At 32.8% G+C, this 17,979-nt stretch carries 15 protein-coding genes; 14 read left to right on the top strand and 1 reads right to left on the bottom strand.

The window, feature by feature from the left end; translation table 11 throughout:
• Nucleotides 1–56: 56 nt before the first annotated feature.
• The 10 genes from IJL02_RS05705 to IJL02_RS05660 all read left to right on the top strand — a co-directional run bounded on the left by IJL02_RS05705 (nucleotide 57) and on the right by IJL02_RS05660 (nucleotide 13,269).
• Nucleotides 57–1,151, top strand: a complete 1,095-nt coding sequence (locus IJL02_RS05705) for a hypothetical protein (RefSeq protein ID WP_292812628.1) — start codon at nucleotides 57–59, stop codon at nucleotides 1,149–1,151.
• Between the two features lie 141 nt (nucleotides 1,152–1,292).
• Nucleotides 1,293–2,135, top strand: coding sequence for a UTP--glucose-1-phosphate uridylyltransferase GalU (galU, locus tag IJL02_RS05700; protein WP_292812624.1), 843 nt, complete (start codon nucleotides 1,293–1,295; stop codon nucleotides 2,133–2,135).
• Between the two features lie 194 nt (nucleotides 2,136–2,329).
• The gene (locus IJL02_RS05695) at nucleotides 2,330–3,580 is read left to right on the top strand and encodes an adenosylhomocysteinase (RefSeq protein ID WP_292812620.1); all 1,251 of its coding nucleotides are present in this window, start codon (nucleotides 2,330–2,332) and stop codon (nucleotides 3,578–3,580) included.
• Nucleotides 3,581–3,784: 204 nt separating this feature from the next.
• Nucleotides 3,785–4,954 (top strand): methionine adenosyltransferase, encoded by a 1,170-nt coding sequence (gene metK / locus IJL02_RS05690; protein ID WP_292812611.1) that lies wholly within the window; start codon nucleotides 3,785–3,787, stop codon nucleotides 4,952–4,954.
• 11 nt (nucleotides 4,955–4,965) lie between these two features.
• A complete protein-coding gene (locus IJL02_RS05685) occupies nucleotides 4,966–6,150 on the top strand; it encodes a coenzyme F420-0:L-glutamate ligase (RefSeq protein ID WP_292812606.1) in 1,185 nt (394 codons plus the stop codon).
• A 382-nt stretch (nucleotides 6,151–6,532) separates the two neighbouring features.
• The gene (locus IJL02_RS05680; protein WP_292812603.1) at nucleotides 6,533–8,017 is read left to right on the top strand and encodes a DUF5677 domain-containing protein; all 1,485 of its coding nucleotides are present in this window, start codon (nucleotides 6,533–6,535) and stop codon (nucleotides 8,015–8,017) included.
• Nucleotides 8,010–9,083 (top strand): hypothetical protein, encoded by a 1,074-nt coding sequence (locus IJL02_RS05675; protein ID WP_292812599.1) that lies wholly within the window; start codon nucleotides 8,010–8,012, stop codon nucleotides 9,081–9,083. Before IJL02_RS05680 ends, IJL02_RS05675 begins: the two co-directional genes overlap by 8 nt.
• A 149-nt stretch (nucleotides 9,084–9,232) precedes the next feature.
• The gene (locus IJL02_RS05670) at nucleotides 9,233–11,326 is read left to right on the top strand and encodes a P-loop NTPase fold protein (protein ID WP_292812592.1); all 2,094 of its coding nucleotides are present in this window, start codon (nucleotides 9,233–9,235) and stop codon (nucleotides 11,324–11,326) included.
• A 21-nt stretch (nucleotides 11,327–11,347) separates the two neighbouring features.
• Nucleotides 11,348–12,913 (top strand): FRG domain-containing protein, encoded by a 1,566-nt coding sequence (locus IJL02_RS05665; RefSeq protein WP_292812589.1) that lies wholly within the window; start codon nucleotides 11,348–11,350, stop codon nucleotides 12,911–12,913.
• 230 nt (nucleotides 12,914–13,143) lie between these two features.
• On the top strand, nucleotides 13,144–13,269 hold the full coding sequence (locus tag IJL02_RS05660) for a hypothetical protein (RefSeq protein WP_292812583.1): 126 nt from the start codon (nucleotides 13,144–13,146) through the stop codon (nucleotides 13,267–13,269).
• 208 nt (nucleotides 13,270–13,477) lie between these two features.
• Here IJL02_RS05660 and IJL02_RS05655 read toward each other — a convergent pair whose 3' ends face one another.
• The gene (locus IJL02_RS05655; RefSeq protein WP_292812579.1) at nucleotides 13,478–14,356 is read right to left on the bottom strand and encodes an ROK family protein; all 879 of its coding nucleotides are present in this window, start codon (nucleotides 14,354–14,356) and stop codon (nucleotides 13,478–13,480) included.
• Nucleotides 14,357–14,615: 259 nt separating this feature from the next.
• On the opposite strand from IJL02_RS05655, the gene IJL02_RS05650 reads away from it, so the two are divergent.
• From IJL02_RS05650 to IJL02_RS05635, 4 genes are all read left to right on the top strand, one after another.
• Nucleotides 14,616–15,383, top strand: a complete 768-nt coding sequence (locus tag IJL02_RS05650; protein WP_292812574.1) for a TIGR04255 family protein — start codon at nucleotides 14,616–14,618, stop codon at nucleotides 15,381–15,383.
• Nucleotides 15,364–15,780 carry a hypothetical protein gene (locus tag IJL02_RS05645; protein WP_292812567.1) on the top strand — a complete coding sequence of 139 codons (417 nt, stop codon included), beginning with the start codon at nucleotides 15,364–15,366 and terminating at the stop codon, nucleotides 15,778–15,780. Before IJL02_RS05650 ends, IJL02_RS05645 begins: the two co-directional genes overlap by 20 nt.
• Before the next feature lie 5 nt (nucleotides 15,781–15,785).
• Nucleotides 15,786–16,226 (top strand): hypothetical protein, encoded by a 441-nt coding sequence (locus tag IJL02_RS05640; RefSeq protein ID WP_292812564.1) that lies wholly within the window; start codon nucleotides 15,786–15,788, stop codon nucleotides 16,224–16,226.
• Between the two features lie 262 nt (nucleotides 16,227–16,488).
• The gene (locus IJL02_RS05635) at nucleotides 16,489–17,904 is read left to right on the top strand and encodes a sodium:alanine symporter family protein (protein WP_292812558.1); all 1,416 of its coding nucleotides are present in this window, start codon (nucleotides 16,489–16,491) and stop codon (nucleotides 17,902–17,904) included.
• Nucleotides 17,905–17,979 lie beyond the last annotated feature (75 nt).

Below are 17,979 nucleotides of genomic sequence, written 5' to 3'. Positions count from 1 at the left end.
AGAGACAATATCAGTCAGGTCCGACTATAAATATGATGATGTATAGAATATTTAACATGAATATTTTGAAATTGTTGATTTTAGGTTCAATTATATTCTTTTTAACTCTTGGTGTTTCTGTTGCCTACGACGTTAACGGTTCTGACAATATCAATTCAAACGCAAATCAGGGGTCATTTGCTGATCTCAATGCATTAATTGAGAATTTGCCTGAAAATTCAAACATAACCCTAAGTCAGGATTATTTTTGTGCAAATGATGATTTTCCAGATGGAATTGTTATAAACAAGCCGATAACAATCAACGGAAACAATCATATTATTGATGCAAATTCAAACTCCAGAATATTTGATGTGTCCGCATCAGGCGTTGTTTTAAAAAACATTGTATTTATCAACGGTAAAACCGACGGTGATGGTGGTGCTGTTCGTTTAGCTCCGGATAGTGAAATAAACAATTGCACATTTGAAAACAACCATGCAGGCCGTGGAGGTGCCGTTTATCTGGATGAATCCTATATTTATGATTCTGATTTTGTAAATAATTCAGCAGGCGAAGGTGGTGCCGTTTATAGTGATGGCGGTTCGACTTACTCATCCACTTTCACGGACAATCATGCAGATGAAGCAGGCGGCGCAATATTCCAGCTGGACAGCAGCGTGTCAGATTCCGTTTTCAGGAATAATTCAGCCGGAAAGTCTGGCGGTGCAGTCTATCAGAGTGACAGTATCCTGGCCAGTTGTGTTTTTCAAGACAATAATGCAGCTACCGGCGGTGCAATCTATCAGATTGCCAGTAAACTTTATGATTCCGTTTTAAGCGATAATTCTGCAGACCACGGGGGAGCGGTTTATCAGGAAAGTGGCAGTGAACTTCACAATTGCACTTTTGAAAACAACCATGCAAAATTCGGTTGTGATGATATATGCGATCCGTATTATCCTCACAATGGGGACCAATCAGATGATACAACCCGAAACAATTCTTCGGATAGTCAGTCAGATGATATTGCCCAAAACAATTATTTGGACAATCCGTCAGATGACATTTGTCAAAATAAAATCGGCACTGATGGTAAAAGTAATACCGGAAATCCTTTAGGATTATTGATACTGGTCGTATTTGTTCTTATCACAAGAGTTAAAAGATAAAATCTTTTTTTCTTTTATTTTTTCAAGTGGATTACTTGAACGTGTGTTTTCTATTGTTATTGCAAATTTTGCTAACATCTGTAATCTGGTGAGGTGCTGTTAAACATACATTATATATTCCGTTAATGCCTAACTATAATTATGAAAGCGGTAATTCCGGCTGCAGGTTTCGGAACAAGGTTTCTTACTGCAACCAAATCACAACCTAAAGAGATGTTGCCTGTTTATGACAAGCCAATCATCCAATATACAATAGAAGAAGCTGTGGCTTCGGGCATTGATGATGTTTTAATCATCACGGGCAGAAACAAGCATTCAATCGAAAATCATTTTGACAAGTCTTATGAACTTGAATATACTCTTCAAAATGCAGGTAAGGACAGAGTTCTAAAGGAAGTCAGAAAAATTACAGACCTTGTGGATGTCTGCTATGTCAGACAAAGAGAGCAAAATGGATTAGGGGATGCTATTCTATGTGCAGAAAGACACATCGGAGATGAACCTTTTGCAGTTCTTTTGGGAGACACAATCACAAAATCAAAAATACCATGCACCAAACAGTTAATCGACATTTTCAACAGATATGAAAAACCCACAATTTCTTTAAAAACAATTTCAAACGATAAGCTCAACAAGTACGGTATTGTCGAGGCAAACCAAAGTGAATCCAATATATATAAAATCAGCCGTCTGGTTGAAAAGCCAAAAATCAGTGAAGCTCCTTCAAACCTTGCAATGGTGGGAAGATACATTTTAACATCAGATATCTTTGATAAAATCAGACAAACAGAACCTGGTGTTGACGGTGAAGTCCAGCTTACAGATGCACTTTCAAAATTGGATGAAGTCTACGGTGTTCTTTTTGAAGGCAAAACCTATAATGTCGCAACCCGTTTTGACTGGCTTAAGGCATCCATTGAATTCGGTCTTGAGGATTCCACAAAAGATGAACTGATTGAATATATGAAAACATTTATAGAATAATCATGAATTTGTGGATGGTTAAATATTAAAATCCACAAATATTTTTCTCATTTAAATAATCTGTTTTAGATTAATTTTTCCACAACAAATTGTGTTAAGCAATATTGCTTAACATTTAATATGCATAACCTAGATATACTTAATTGAGATTTAAATTTCTAAACTATCAAACTTATTTTCAGGATTTGATTTTTATGAGTAAAGTTAAAGACATGTCACTAGCACCGGAAGGTGTAAGGAAAATTGAATGGGTTCAAAAACACATGCCTGTTTTGGAATCCATTAAAAAGGAATATGAAGAAACTCAACCGTTCAAAGGAATTACAATAGGCTCCTGCCTTCACCTTGAACCTAAAACAATAAACCTAGGTTTAACACTGATGGCCGGCGGAGCTGAAGTCGCAATGACTGGATGCAACCCGCTTTCAACTCATGACGATGCAGTTGCCGGAGCAGCCGATTTAGGATTAAACGTCTACGGCTGGAGAGAACAGGATGATGAGGAATACTATCAAACCATCAATATGGTTTTAGACCATAAACCGGATATCATAATCGATGACGGAGCAGATATGATTATGGTTCTTCACAACGAAAGAACAGAACTTCTCAAACATATCAAAGGGGCATGTGAAGAAACCACAACTGGTGTTCACAGACTCCAGGCAATGCACGAAGACAAAGCTCTTAAATTCCCTGTAATTGCTGTTAACGACGCATACACAAAATACCTTTTCGACAACAGATACGGAACAGGACAATCCAGTTTCGATGCAATCATGGGAACAACCAATATGGTTATTGCAGGTAAAACTGTCGTCATTTCAGGATACGGCTGGTGCGGAAGAGGTCTTGCACTCAGAGCAGCAGGTCTCGGAGCAGATGTAATTGTAACTGAAGTTGATCCAATCAGAGCACTAGAAGCAAGAATGGACGGATACCGTGTAATGACTATCAGAGAAGCAGTAAAACAGGCTGATTTAATAATCACAGTAACAGGTAATGCAGACATCATCTGCGGTGATGACTTCAAATATATGAAGGACGGATGTATGCTTGCAAATTCAGGTCACTTCAATGTGGAAATCAACAGACCAGATTTAGAAGCAATCTCAACTGAAGTCAAAGAAGTTCGTGAAAGCATTGAAGAGTTCACCACAAAAGACGGAAGAAAAATTTACCTTTTAGCCGACGGTCGTTTAGTAAACCTTTCAGCTGCAAGAGGTCAGGGACACCCTGCTGAAATCATGGACATGAGCTTTGCAGTACAGGCACTTTCAGCAAAACACATTTTAGAAAATGACCTCCCAATTGGAGTTACCAAAGCACCTGATGAAATCGACTACACCGTTGCAAGCATGAAACTCGATGCTATGGGAATTGAAATCGATTCACTGACAGACAAACAAAAGGCATATATGGCAAACTGGCAGGAAGGAACATAATTTCCTTCAAATTTTATTTTTTTTAAGTAGTTTATCTACATGTATAACTTAGTTAACATTATTCTTATCTTGTCCTTAAAACAAATTAAATTGTTGTTAATTTATATTCATGTTTAACATAACAACTACTTAAATTATCAATCATATATTATGAATGCTTAATCATAAATCATGAGGTATTTACAGATTAATAGGTGAATAAAAATGAATGAAGTATACAGAACATTTACATCAGAATCAGTAACACAGGGCCATCCGGACAAAGTGGCGGATATCATCTCAGATGCAATCTTGGATGCATACATGAGTCAGGACCCTAATTCACATGTGGCCTGTGAAACCTGCGTTACAACAGACTTCTGTATGGTATTTGGTGAAGTTACATCAGATGCAGACATTACAAGAGAAGACATTGAAAAAATCATAAGGGATACCATCATTGAAATCGGATATGACAATCCTGATTTGAAATTTGACGGTCATAACTGTGAGGTCATCTCCAAACTTCATGCCCAGTCCCAGGACATCAATCAGGGCGTTGCAAGAGAGGGTGAAACTGGAGCGGGCGATCAGGGAATGATGTTTGGTTATGCAACCAACGAAACAGAATCATTAATGCCGTTCCCGATTGATTTGGCACGTAAACTTACAAACAAACTAACCGAGTTAAGAGAAACCGGTGAAATTCCATACCTCCGCCCTGACGGCAAGGCACAGGTATCAGTCAACTATGACAAAGACAAAAATGTCATCTCTTTAGATGCGGTTGTACTGTCAACCCAGCATGACGAAACAGTGTCTGAAAATCAGGAACAGTTAAAAGCAGACATTCGTGAAAAACTCTTTAAGGCAGTCATCCCTCAGGAGCTGATGACAGAAAACACCAAAGAGCACATCAATCCGACCGGTAAATTCGAAATTGGAGGTCCTCACGGAGATGCCGGTCTGACAGGTCGTAAAATCATCGTAGACACTTATGGAGGTTATGCAAGACACGGTGGTGGAGCGTTTTCAGGTAAAGACTGCACAAAAGTGGACAGAAGCGCATGCTACATGGCAAGATACATTGCAAAAAACATTGTCGCTTCAGGACTTGCCGAGAAATGTGAAATCCAGCTGTCATATGCAATAGGTGTTGCCGAACCTACATCTGTTATGGTAACCACTTTCGGAACTGGAGTTGAAACTTCCGAAAGCATGGATAAGATTGTGCGTGACAACTTCAAGCTGACTCCTGACGGAATCATTGAAACCCTTGATTTAAGACATCCTATTTATAAGCAGACTGCAAAATACGGCCACTTCGGTATCGATGGTCTTCCATGGGAGAAAACAGATAAGGCTGAGGATTTGAAAAAATATATTGTTGATTAGGAGTAATTTAAATGAGATGTGTCGGTACTGTTGTGCGAGGTATAAGAACACCAATTATTAAGGAAAACGATGATATGGCCACTATTGTTGTTGATTCACTGATGGCTGCAAAAAAAGCAGAAAATTTTGAATTCAAAGACAGGGACATTGTCGCAATCACAGAAGCGGTCGTTGGAATTTCAGAGGGAAACTATGTAACCGTGGATGATGTTGCCGAAGACGTGTTGAATAAATTCCCATCCAAAAACATCGGTGTGACAAATCCGATTTTAAGCAGAAACAGATTTTCCATAATTCTTAAAGGTATTGCAAGGGCAATGGATAAGATTACTTTGTTAACTTCATTTCCGTCTGATGAAGTGGGAAACGGAATTCTCGATGAGGATATTTTAGATGCAAGTGAATATAATCTTGGAAGCATCATCACAGAAGAGGAATACTATGAAACCTTCGGCTCATGGAAACATCCATTCACGGGAATCAACATGATTGACTTTTACCGTGAGCTGATTGAAAGTGAAGACTGTGAAGTTGAATTTGTCTTTTCAAACGACGTAAAGACAATTCTTGACTATAACAAAGACGTTTTGACATGTGACATTCACACAAGAGAAAAGACCACAAAACTGCTTAAAAGCATGGGGGCAAATGTTTACGGCCTGCATCAAATCTTGACTGAACCTGTTGGAGATTCAGGATTCAACCCTGATTTTGGGCTTTTAGGTTCAAACAAAGCAACCGAGGAAAGGCTGAAACTCTTCCCGAAAACCGGTGATGTTCTTGTGCGTGAAGTTCAAAAAAGACTGATTGATTTGACCGGAAAGCAGATTGAAGTTATGGTTTACGGTGACGGTGCGTTTAAAGATCCTGTCGGAAAAATCTGGGAACTTGCAGATCCTGTTGTCTCACCAGCACATACTGACGGACTGGTCGGATATCCCAATGAAATCAAACTGAAATATGTTTCTGACAATAAGTTTGCTGATTTAGCTGGTGATGAGCTTAAAGAGGCAATCAAAAATGAAATCCGTGAAAAGGATGCTGATTTGACCGGTCAGATGATAACTGAAGGAACCACTCCTCGTGTGTTGACTGATTTGATTGGTTCACTATGTGATTTGACAAGCGGTTCAGGAGATAAGGGAACTCCCGTAATATTTATACAAGGATACTTTGATAATTTAGCGAATGACTAAATTATCTTCTTTACTTTTTTTAATTATGTCTGTCATTTTTTAATAGATTAATTTTTATGTATATGTCTTAATTATTTATTGTAATTTTAATTTTTCAATTGCTTCAAATAAACTTGTTAATAAAATATTGTCATAGTTAACCTAAAAAGTATATAAATTTTCATTCCTTAAATTAAAATCATTTGCATTCATCATGATTTATTCAATCAATTAACAGTATATTTACAAATCATGAGTATGTTGGTTTTAAATTTGTTCATTGTTATTTAGTTCGGAGTCAATTACCTTTGTTTTTACTTAATATGTATAGTTAATGTCTTTAGATTTGTTTGTAAATGCTCTCGCAAAAATTAGTTATATTTAATACATTAAATGTATAATTATGAGGGAACATTATTTGGATAAATTAAAAGACCACGGTGATCATGGGAGGCCTAAAAAAGGCATTCTTAAATCTCCAATTAACCAACTGGGCAATATTACACATTATAGTTGGATGAAAGAATGTTTTCCAGATTTTATTTGGATTGCATTGATAATTGATTACTATGGTCGCAGACCTGCATTTACAATATTGTCATTTATTTTCAAAGACTTTAATGATTTGTCTTTTGAATTAAAATCATTGCAATTATCTTATATTTTATCTCTAGATGATGAAAAACAAGGGGAATTTTATGAAATGTTATCACAGCATATTGATATAGAAGTATTGAATCCTTTAACTATATTATTCAATAATAATCATGGAATATTTTTCGAATATTTTTTTAAAGACGGAGTAACTGTTGAAGAAAAACTGGAGATATTAGAAAATATCACTGATAATTATGGACATAATAAATCTGATGGTGCAACTGATGTTCAATACGTAATTTTAACATTTTACATTATCTTTAGACAAATTATTCATGCTACGAAAAATATTAAACCTGCTTTTGAAATGTTATATTATTATCAAAAAACAAATCATGAAGAATGGGAAATGAGAATCTACCGACCAACTGTTAGAAGCATGTTCGGTTCGGTACAATATATGATTTATGAACATAATTCTGAATTCATAAAATCATTTTGGAAAAAATTATTGGAAATAGGGGATTGTAGATTGAAATATGGAATGTATGAAAATGAATACTCAATTGATGAAGCATTCATTGAAGATATTAAAGTTGAGTTTCAGAAATTAATCATTGACAATATGCATAGTGAGCTCGAAGATTCAAAATTCAATGTAATGATGGGATCATCGGTTTATGCATTGAAAATTTTAAATGAATTGGTCGAATGTAACCTTAGAGACAAGGTAATGGGTCGATTGAGTTTAAGGATAATTATTGAAATTTTCATTATGTTAAAATATATCAATAAAAAAGCAGATGAACAGCCTGACTTATGGGAAAAATATCAGGAGTATGGTATTGGAAAATATAAACTTATCTTAATTAAAGTTCGTGAGATTGATGAATTTGAAAATTCACATTTAAATCCGGGATTGCTTGACATTTTAGTCAATGAACAAATCGATGAAATGTTTCAAGATGTGGACTTTAGAAATTTTGAAAGCAAAACTAATTTTAGAGACAAAGCAATTGAAGTTGATGAGAAAGAATTATTTGATGTTTATTATGATTATGAATCCAGTTACGCTCATGGTTTGTGGGGTGCTGTTCGGGAAAGCTCAATGTTAAAATGCGTTAACCCACTGCATCTGGGACATAATGTTCCTGATGTTCACTTAAAAAAGAATTTGGCTGATGTCCTGCCTGATGCGGTGAGGGTATTTAAAAAGTTATTAAATTTCATTGATGAGAATTATCCGTTATCTGAGGAATTTTTGTCAAAATATGAGGTAAAAAATGAGTAAAAATCTAACTTATTTGATTGATATTCAAAAGGATTATTTTAATTTATTAAATTCAAAACGAGATATCGTATCTTCTGATGACTTGAGTCTAATTGAAATTTCGAAAATCGTTGAAGAAATTGATATTTTTTGGAGAAGAAACAGAGATAAATTCTTATTTGATATGGATTATTTCACTGACAAGGAGACATTATTTCTAGCAGGATCAATGTATTTGGGCATTGAAGACAACAAACATTATTATTTCAAAACATTTGGTGATGAACATATTGTTAATGAGCCAATGCTAAAATTCAGACACCTCTTAAATAATGCCGTGCAAGATTCATTTGATATAATTTCAATATTTAAAAGATCATTTAATAACACTTTGAAATTGTTAGAAAATTATAATTCTTATTTTTTCATTCTTCCTTTGGATTATATTATTTCAGTGTACAATGAAGATTTAATCAAATTGCAGAATAAGATTTTTTATCAGCTGCTTTCATCAATAATTGATTGTGATGAGATTTCATCTCCAGATTCATTCATGGAAAAATTTAATTCAATTGAGGAAATTGAAGACATATTAATCGAGAAGAAAATTGATTTATTTGAGTTTGATGAATTGGACAAAAGTTTGTCTCTTAAAGAAAAATTGGATAAATATGAAAATAGAATACCTGTGGGTATTGATAATTATTTGGAAAAGTTTTTATGTTTGTTATATAATTTTTGGTATCAAATCATCCATATATCCATCACATTTTTAGAATTGGATTTTATTCCGTATATCAGTTTTAAGGAAGCTTTCCTTAACTTCCATGCATTATTTTTGTCATTATATCTGGAAGATGATGCAAGAGATATTTTAAATAAAATAATCATGTTTTATGCATTTAATATTTGCATTGATGAAAATGTGTTCAGTGATATTGATTTTGAGGAATATGTAAAATTAGTTAATGAACAGGATTTTCAACGAAAATTAATGGAAGATTTGGATGAAATCATATCTGAAGGATTAAGTTCAATGTTTAATCATATTTCAAATGAATTTAATAAGATTATAAAAAAACAATAAGATTTTCCCAATGTATGATATGTTGTAAAAACTACAAGTTAACTTTGATTAAAGTATATGCATGAGTGTATATTCAATATGTTTGTTAAATGATGCATATTAATTTAAAATAGAAATATTAATAAGAATTCATTAATAAACTTTCATTCATGAAATCTCCAGATTCTCATTTTGATACAAATCACCAATCTTTTTTTAAACATGAAAAAGCAATAGATTCTCCAAAAGATGATACTTTAAACAATAATAATTTCGCCCAAAATTTAGCAATCAATATCCAAAATTATTTTAAGAATAATGATCAATGCATTACAATTGGTTTGATGGGCGACTGGGGTTCTGGAAAGACATCAATTTTAAACCTAACAAAAGGCCATCTCAAAAATACGGATATAAAAATCATGGAATTCAACCCGTGGATTTATTCCTCATACAACAAATTGGTTGAACAGTTTTTCGATGAACTGATTTCTCAGTTTTCAGGAGATAATGCTTTAAAGAAATATATATCGCAGTATAAATTTAAATTAAACAAATCTGACTTTTTAAAATCTATTTTGCCAACCTTGACTTCAATAAAAAATCCGGAATTAGGAGAAATATTAGGTAAAACTCTTAATATGGCTTCCGATGAAACTTCTCTTTTCAAGATTAAGGAAAACATCAATGATGAACTCAAAAACCACAAAATTTTATGTATAATCGACGATTTGGATAGGTTGGATGCTAATGAAATTTATGAGATGTTTAAGCTGATTAAGATAATGGCAGATTTTGATAATATCGTCTATCTTGTTGCATTTGATAAAAATATCATTCATGACGCATTAAATAAACATTATGCGGGCAATTTCATAGAAAAGATTATCAATGTCCCACTTGAAGTGCCGCTAGTATCTCAAAGTGAGATAAGGAAAACATTAGAAGAGCTTTTATGGGGTCTTTCAGAAAAACATGACATTCTTTTAGAATGCGATATGCTAGATGTTCGTTTGGAATCCCAAATGGATTATCGTAGTGAAGGTTATGGAATTTTACGCTATTTCAATACCCTCCGTGATGTTAAAAGATTCATCAACATTCTTGAATTCAACATTGAATTGGTAAAAAATGAAGTGAATTTTGAGGATTTCATTGCAATTACTGCAATACAGCTTTTCAACCCAGAGTTATATGAAAAAATCAAATCAAACGAATCATTGCTTGTAATATCTACTTTTTCAAAGATAAATTATGATGAAGAAATTCGCAAAAAAGAGAAACGTGAATTCGAAAAAATTGTTGGTGATGATGAAAATGCAATGCATCTGCTGCAGGTTCTGTTTCCAAAAATCCTTTTCATATATGGCATAATCGATGATTTGGATATTCCAAGTCATGACGAAAAATTGTTGATATGTCATAAAAACCATTTCAAAACCTATTTTAAGCTAAATCCAATATTAAAAGAAATCAATGAATATGAAATTTCAATAACCATTGATTTGATAAACTCTAAAATGGAAGTTGAATTATTCGAACAGTTCAGAAATCTGGAGGATATGGATAAATTGGACTTGTTTTTAAAGAATTTGAAAAATAGGGTTAGCCAAGTATCTGAAAAGGAATTTCTACTGGATGTAATCTTTTCATTTTACAGAAAATATGATGTGGATAACTTTGATAATGGACATACTGTTAAAATGAAAAATCTGTTGTATGACATAAGTTTGAATGTAATTTCTCAATTGGGCTCTGAAAATCGGTTTGATATACTAAAACAGCAATTTTTGGATTCAAACTATCTGGAATTGTTAATTTTACTTGTACTTCAGTTTAAAAAGGAGTTTGATTTGGACATTGAAAAGTCTACAGAGTCTTTATTTAATGGAAATGAAGTCACTGAACTTGAAAACATTCTTAAAAATAAATTCACGACTATGATTGATTTGCATTCAGATTATGTTGAAAGGAATATAGTTGAAATGTTGGATGTGGGGATGCTTTTAGGGCTCAGTTCGGAGGTAAATGAGTATTTTGAAAACTATATCTCCTCTAATGAAAATTTGCTGGTTTTCCTTAAATTGTTTATTTCAGAGTCAGAAAAATTTTCTGAGCATGAAATTCAGGAATTGTCTGATTTTATGGATTTGAATCCAATTAAAGATAAAATTGATGAAAATTATGATGAATTAAACGATGAAATTGTTGTTGAGAAATTCTTGAAAGGACATGAATTGTGGTTGGATGATGCTATTGAATAAGTAATGTTGGAGTGAATTAACATGGAGTACAGTGATTTTGTAAAAACACATATAATCGATGATTATGATGTTTTGTTAAATATTATTAAAGGAAAATCAAAATGGGGGGATTTAAGAGAAAATTATGTTTTCAGAGGTATGAAAAAATCGTATTATAAATTGATTCCTTCATCTTTAAGAAAAGATAAATATGGAAATTTTGAAATTAATAAATTTATTTCAGATAATGAGTTTAAATTCCGTTTAAATCTTACCGCTGAGGAAGTTAAAAAAATTGATAAGATATGGGCTGAATTTGAAAATTTAGAAGATAATACAATCGTTTCAATTATAACTAATAAAAATGAGGATATTGATAATGGGTATTATCCAGATTTCATAACTTCTTTTAATGAATTGCAATTTAAAAGGGAAGCATATGTTTTATTAAAATTTTTAAATCATGCCGATAAGTTAGGTTTAAAAATTAATGCAAATCAAAATATTCGCAGATGGATTCACAATGCAGTTCATTATAGCATAGAGCGTTATGAAGTTTGGCCAAAACCTGAGTTTTATGAAATAATTTCGATTGCACAGCATAACAATCTTCCGACAAGGGCATTAGATTGGAGTTATGACTATAAAGTTGCATTATACTTTGCAGTAAGAAACATTTTGGAGGGTGATGAAGAAGATTGTGTTTTATGGGCATTTAATTATAAACTATTTGAAAATCATTATTATGCTGATAACTATGATTCAACCCTATTTAAAAGCCACAAACATCTTGATAAATGTATAGAGCTTGATGTTGAATTTAAAAATTATATTCCTCCATTTGAAATTTATCGTCCAGAATATAATCTTAATGATAATATTAAATCACAAAAAGGATTATTTACATTTTTAAATAGCATAGATTTTAATAAACTTATTTCAAACAAACCATTTGATGAAGAAATTGTAGATTTATTTAAAGAAAGTCATGATGAATTTTGGGGTTATAAATTAAATGGTTTTGAAAATTTTGATATTAATGATAATGAGAAAATTTTCCATAAGTTTATAATTTCTGGAAATCTTAAAAAAGAGATATTAAAAGATTTGCAGGCAGAAAATTATTCTAAAGAAACATTATTCCCACAATTTGATAAAATTGTTGAAACAATGGAGGAAGAGGTTAAATTTGAAGAATTGTTAGATAATCCTTATTCAAAAAGTAATATATTATTTCCAGTACCTTTGAGTATTTGTGAACAGATTATTAATAAAAGAAAAACTAGCATCATATTAAATGAATATAATAATGAGATAATTGATAAAGTATATCTATATTCAGATAATGCAATTTATGGATATTTCTATGTAAATGAGATTATTGAATATTCAGTTGAAAAACTATGGGAAAAATATGGCTTTTTACTTAATATTTCAAAACATAATTTTTTAAATCGTATTGATAATTATGAAACAAGATTTAAAATGGACATTAATGGTTTAAATGTGTTTAAGTATTCTATACCTCTTAATAATTTTAATGCAGAAAAAGAATATTATTTCATTGAAGGAAATGAGGAACTAGAATTTTTATTAAATTTTGATTAATAGTAGCATTTTTAATTAATTTAAAAAATTTATATTATTAAAAAATATATGCACATGTGCATCTTAAAAAATTACATATCAAAAATTTAAGATGCCATTCAAACTTGCAATGGTTGGAAGATACATTTTGACTCCAAACATTTTTGATATAATCAAACAACCTGAACTGATATTGGGGTGAAATCTAGTTTACTGATGCACTTTCAAAACTGGATGGAGCATACAGACTTTTGTATGAGGGCAAGACATATAACGTTGCAACCCGTTTTGATTGGCTCAGTGCATCCATAGAATTCGGTCTTGAGGATTCCACAAAAGATGAACTGATTCAATATATGAAAACTTTTGTTGATTAATCCATGTCGGAGTAACTTCAAGCATTTTTATTTTGTGTTTTGATTATATTTGCTTGTTGATAATTATTGTTATGTGTGAGTTATGAAGTAGTTAAATTATCTGTAGGAATTGTTAAATGCTTCAACGAAAATCATGCTCTCTAAATTATTCAAGGTTTGTCTGTGAAAACATTCTCTTGAAATCAGGTGACTGGAAATATACATGACTTCAGATGATTTTTTCCATACACAAAAAGTTATATAATGCTCCAACACATCCGCTTGCATTTCCAAAACGGCATTTTTCGATTGCAGGCTCGCTAATCGCTTCTCCTAATTTAACAGTAATGAATTCCCGAAGGCTTTCCCTTATCTCATCAATCACCACATCCTCGGCCGAAATCCCGCCGCCGATGCAGAACTTCTCAACGTCCAATACCGACTGAATATTGACGATTCCGGCTGCAATTGTCCTTGAGTACTCCTTAAGCGCATTTTCAGCACCTACATCTCCAGCGTGATACTTTTCAAAAAACTCATGACCGTCACTGCCGCAATTTCCAATCAGGTTTTTATAACCGCCAATCTTGCCGAAGCGCTCTTCATTATCTGGATTTTTAAGACAACCTAACATACTTGAAAATTCCCCAGAACTCCCAAAAGATCCACGAAATAACTTTCCTTCAAGTATTATTCCTCCGGCTATTTCTGTGCCAAGTCCAATAAACACTCCGTTTTTTACATCCGAGAGATTTCCCTTCCAGAATTCCGCCAATGCTCCGCATTTGCCGTCGTTTTCAATCCACACATGTTTTAAATATTTCTTTTCAAGGATTGATTTTACCTCCAAATCGCAAATCCACCTGAATGCTCCTGCAGTATGTGCGATTCCCTTCTCGACATTAATTTTACCTGGAAATGACAGTGCAATGCCGTCAATATCATTTAGATGGGGAGCAATTATTTCATCCAGTGAAGTGAAGAGTTCCCCATCATCCCTATCTGTTTTCATTTCATTGATTTTGGAGATTTCCGCATTCCTGTCGGTGAGAATGTATTTTATCGATGTTCCTCCAATATCTATCGCCAGGTATCTTTCATCACACATTACTAATCATCCCTATGTTAATGTTTTTTCTTTCGGATATTAATGGTTATTGATGAAACTGGATTAAGTGAAAAACATTTGCTATCCTACTTTCAATTGTATCTTTTATCCTCTTTTAAAAAATAATATTTCAAGTTGAAATCAATATTGATTTTATTACTTATAAAGTATTTATAGGATTAAAAAAAGATTATTTATTAGATTTTAGAAAAATGTACTATATTTTAAGGAGTTGATTGTGATGAAAAAAGGAGTCATATTGGAAGATAATTTTTTAAATGAAATTATTTTTAGGATTGATTTCACTACAATCCTTAAAATTTGTGGGGATGAAAAAGAATCTGTAGATGATTTTAGAAATGCAATTTTCGATGATTTTCCCAATGTTGAAATATTGCATCAAAAGAAATTTAATTTAGATATTGATGTTGAATCGGGATATCCTAAAAATTTAACTCATGAGGGTAATTTATGTTGGATTTTTAGAAATGATAATGCTGATAAAGAGGTATCTTTAACTTCAAATAATTTAGTTTTAAATTATAAACGGGGAGCTTATAAAGGATTTAAATTATTTTTGGATGATGTTATGTTGATTATATCTGCTTTAAAACAGTATTCTCCCTTTAAACTTAATTTTTTAGGGTTAAGATATATTAATGAGATATATGATGCAGAGATTAATGATGATATTCATAAATATGTGAGCAATTCTCTTTCAAATACGGCTTTATTGAATGATTTTAAAGAAAATCAGTTAATTCAATTTTTTTCTAAATTACAAATGCAGAAAGATGATTATATTTTTACTATGCAATATGGGTTTTATAACCCGACTGAGAATCCGGATCATGAAAAACATTTTATTTTGGATTATGATTGTGTAAACAAAAATGTCATGAATATTGATGATGTTAAAGAACATTTAATAGAAATGAATAGTTTAATCTTTGAAAAATTTGAATATTCAATTACTGATGAATTTATAGAAAAAATGGGTGAAAAATATGACTCCTCCAGTAGTTAGTGAAGATTTTTATAATAAGGATGCTTTTCAGTTTTCTCATGTTCAATTCCCAAAAGATGAGTATGTTCAAGCAGATATTGAAAATAGGGTTTTAGCAAAATTTATCCCTAAATTTCGTGAAACAAACTCTGATGTTTATTATTCAAATGTTTATAGATTTATTTTACGCAATATCATTTCGAACCATGAAGAATTGGTTTCATGTGATTGGGTGCATGAAGACCTGCAGGGCAATCCTGACAATATATTTAATATCAAATTCGATGGAAATTTATCATTTTCGAAAAGAAATGAATTGCATTATAAAATTTTGGAAGAAATCTGTAATTTTTGTGTTTCTTCAGATTTTTCATTTGTTTTTGATAATATTACTGTTATTTTAGTTAAAGGCAGGTAGTCAAAATGTTTGATAATTTTGAAGATTTTGAGCCATTATATTTTTTGAACTTTTCAAAACAATTATTGGAATGCTCTAATTGTTTTGAGGTAAATGAAACAACAATTAAAAGGATAGTTTATGGCAGGATCTATTATGCGACATTTTTATATGTTCGGGAATGGTTGAAAATGAATTGGCAATATAATTCTACTAAGCGTGACAATACACAAATGCTTAATTTTATCCGCTCAAGAGGTCCATTTAACAGAGTTTTAAATCATAAAATTAGAGATGATCTTTTTCTTTTAAAATCGTTGAGACATCAGGTTGATTATTATATTACTATTCCTCGTGAAGGAGAAATTGGCGGGGACGCAGTATGGTATGATGAAAGTATTGAAACAGCTTTTGAGTTGGCTGATTTTATTATCGAAAAATTTGATGAATATGAGTTTGATAATTAACTTATATTATCTTTCACTTTTTTAAACTTTCATAATCAAATCTGAAATTCTTTCAAAATCCAATATCAAAAACTGGTTAAAAACAACTATATTTCAGATAAATTGCTGTAAAAACTTCCAATCTATAAAATGAATATTGTTTTAGAGAAATTAATGGCCAAAATTCACCGGATTCAATAATTTATTATATGATGATAACTAAAATTTATTATGTAAGATATTTTATTCAAAAATAATCTCGCCCCATAATCTGGTGGTAATCATGTTGGATATAGTAGCCGTTTTAACTCAAATTGACGATTTCATGTACTGTCCGGTTTTAATCATTGTAATGGCAGTTGCCGGACTGTATTTTACAATAAAAACTAAAGGCGTTCAAATCAGACTCTTTCCGGAGTCCGTAAGACTTCTTTTAGAGCCTTCAGGAGATAAGGATTCAGTATCTTCCCTTCAGGCGATGCTGGTGTCAACCGCTTCAAGGGTCGGAACAGGTAACATCATAGGCGTTTCGACTGCAATATGCCTTGGAGGTCCTGGGGCCTGTTTCTGGATGTGGGTAATGTGTATCATCGGAGCGTCATCAGCATTCATTGAAAGTACTCTTGCTCAAATTTATAAACGAAAAGATGAAAAAGGCCAATTCTACGGTGGACCTGCATACTACATCGAGCAGGGCCTTAAAAAACCTAAAATCGCAATCCTTTTCTGCATATTTCTGATTTCAACATACGCTGTCGGATTCAACCTTCTGTGCTCCTACAATCTCCAGTCAACATTCATGGACTATTCATTTTACAATCCTGCTATCACGCCGGTCATTGTAGGCGCTGCACTTGCAGCCATTACAGGATACTGTCTGTTAGGTGGAGGAAAGAGAATCGTCAAGGTTACAGGTACCGTCGTGCCTATCATGGGAGTTTCCTATGTAATCATAGCTTTAATCGTTATACTTTTCAACTACTCAAACGTTCCGGCAATGTTTGGCCTAATCATAAAAGACGCATTTGATTTCAAATCAATTGCAGGCGGAATTCTCGGGTCATGTCTTGTATACGGAATAAAAAGAGGACTCTTTTCAAACGAGGCAGGTGTGGGTTCTGCTCCAAACGCTTCAGCATCGGCTAAAGTGTCTCATCCGGCAAAACAGGGACTTGTCCAGACACTTTCAGTTTACATCGACACTTTGGTTTTATGTACAGCAACAGCGCTTATGTGCCTTTCAACTGGAGTTGCAAGAGACGCTGCGGTTTCAGGAGCACCATACGTTCAAAATGCAATCTCAACTGTATTCGGTCAGGCAGGACCTATTTTTATCACAGTCGCAATGGTTTTATTTGCATTTACAACACTTATCGGAAACTTATATTACGTCGACAATGCACTGATTTACATGAACAGAAAGAGAAAGCCGTCAAAAAGATTCATGAACATATTCTACCTCTGCGCCACTGTAATCATATTCGTTGGAGCAATCATTCCTATGGATGCGGCATGGGCTGCAGCAGACATCACCATGGGCGGAATGACATTAATCAACCTTCCGGTATGTATACTTATGGGCAAAACCGCAATAGACTGTCTTAAGGACTATGAAAAGCAGAAAAAATCAAATAAAGACCCAATTTTTAAGGCATCAGACATCGGCCTTGATGAAGCCCAACTCGGCTACTGGAAATAGTTTTGCCGATACAAAGTTTATATAAGTTAATGAATATATTATAAATGGGTTCTGGAAACATATTTCCAGCAGACA

It is taken from the genome of Methanobrevibacter sp. (assembly GCF_017427765.1).
Classification (GTDB): Archaea; Methanobacteriota; Methanobacteria; order Methanobacteriales; family Methanobacteriaceae; genus Methanocatella.
Note: the sequence above shows the minus strand (reverse complement) of the source record. Positions and strands in the feature narration are given on the sequence as shown.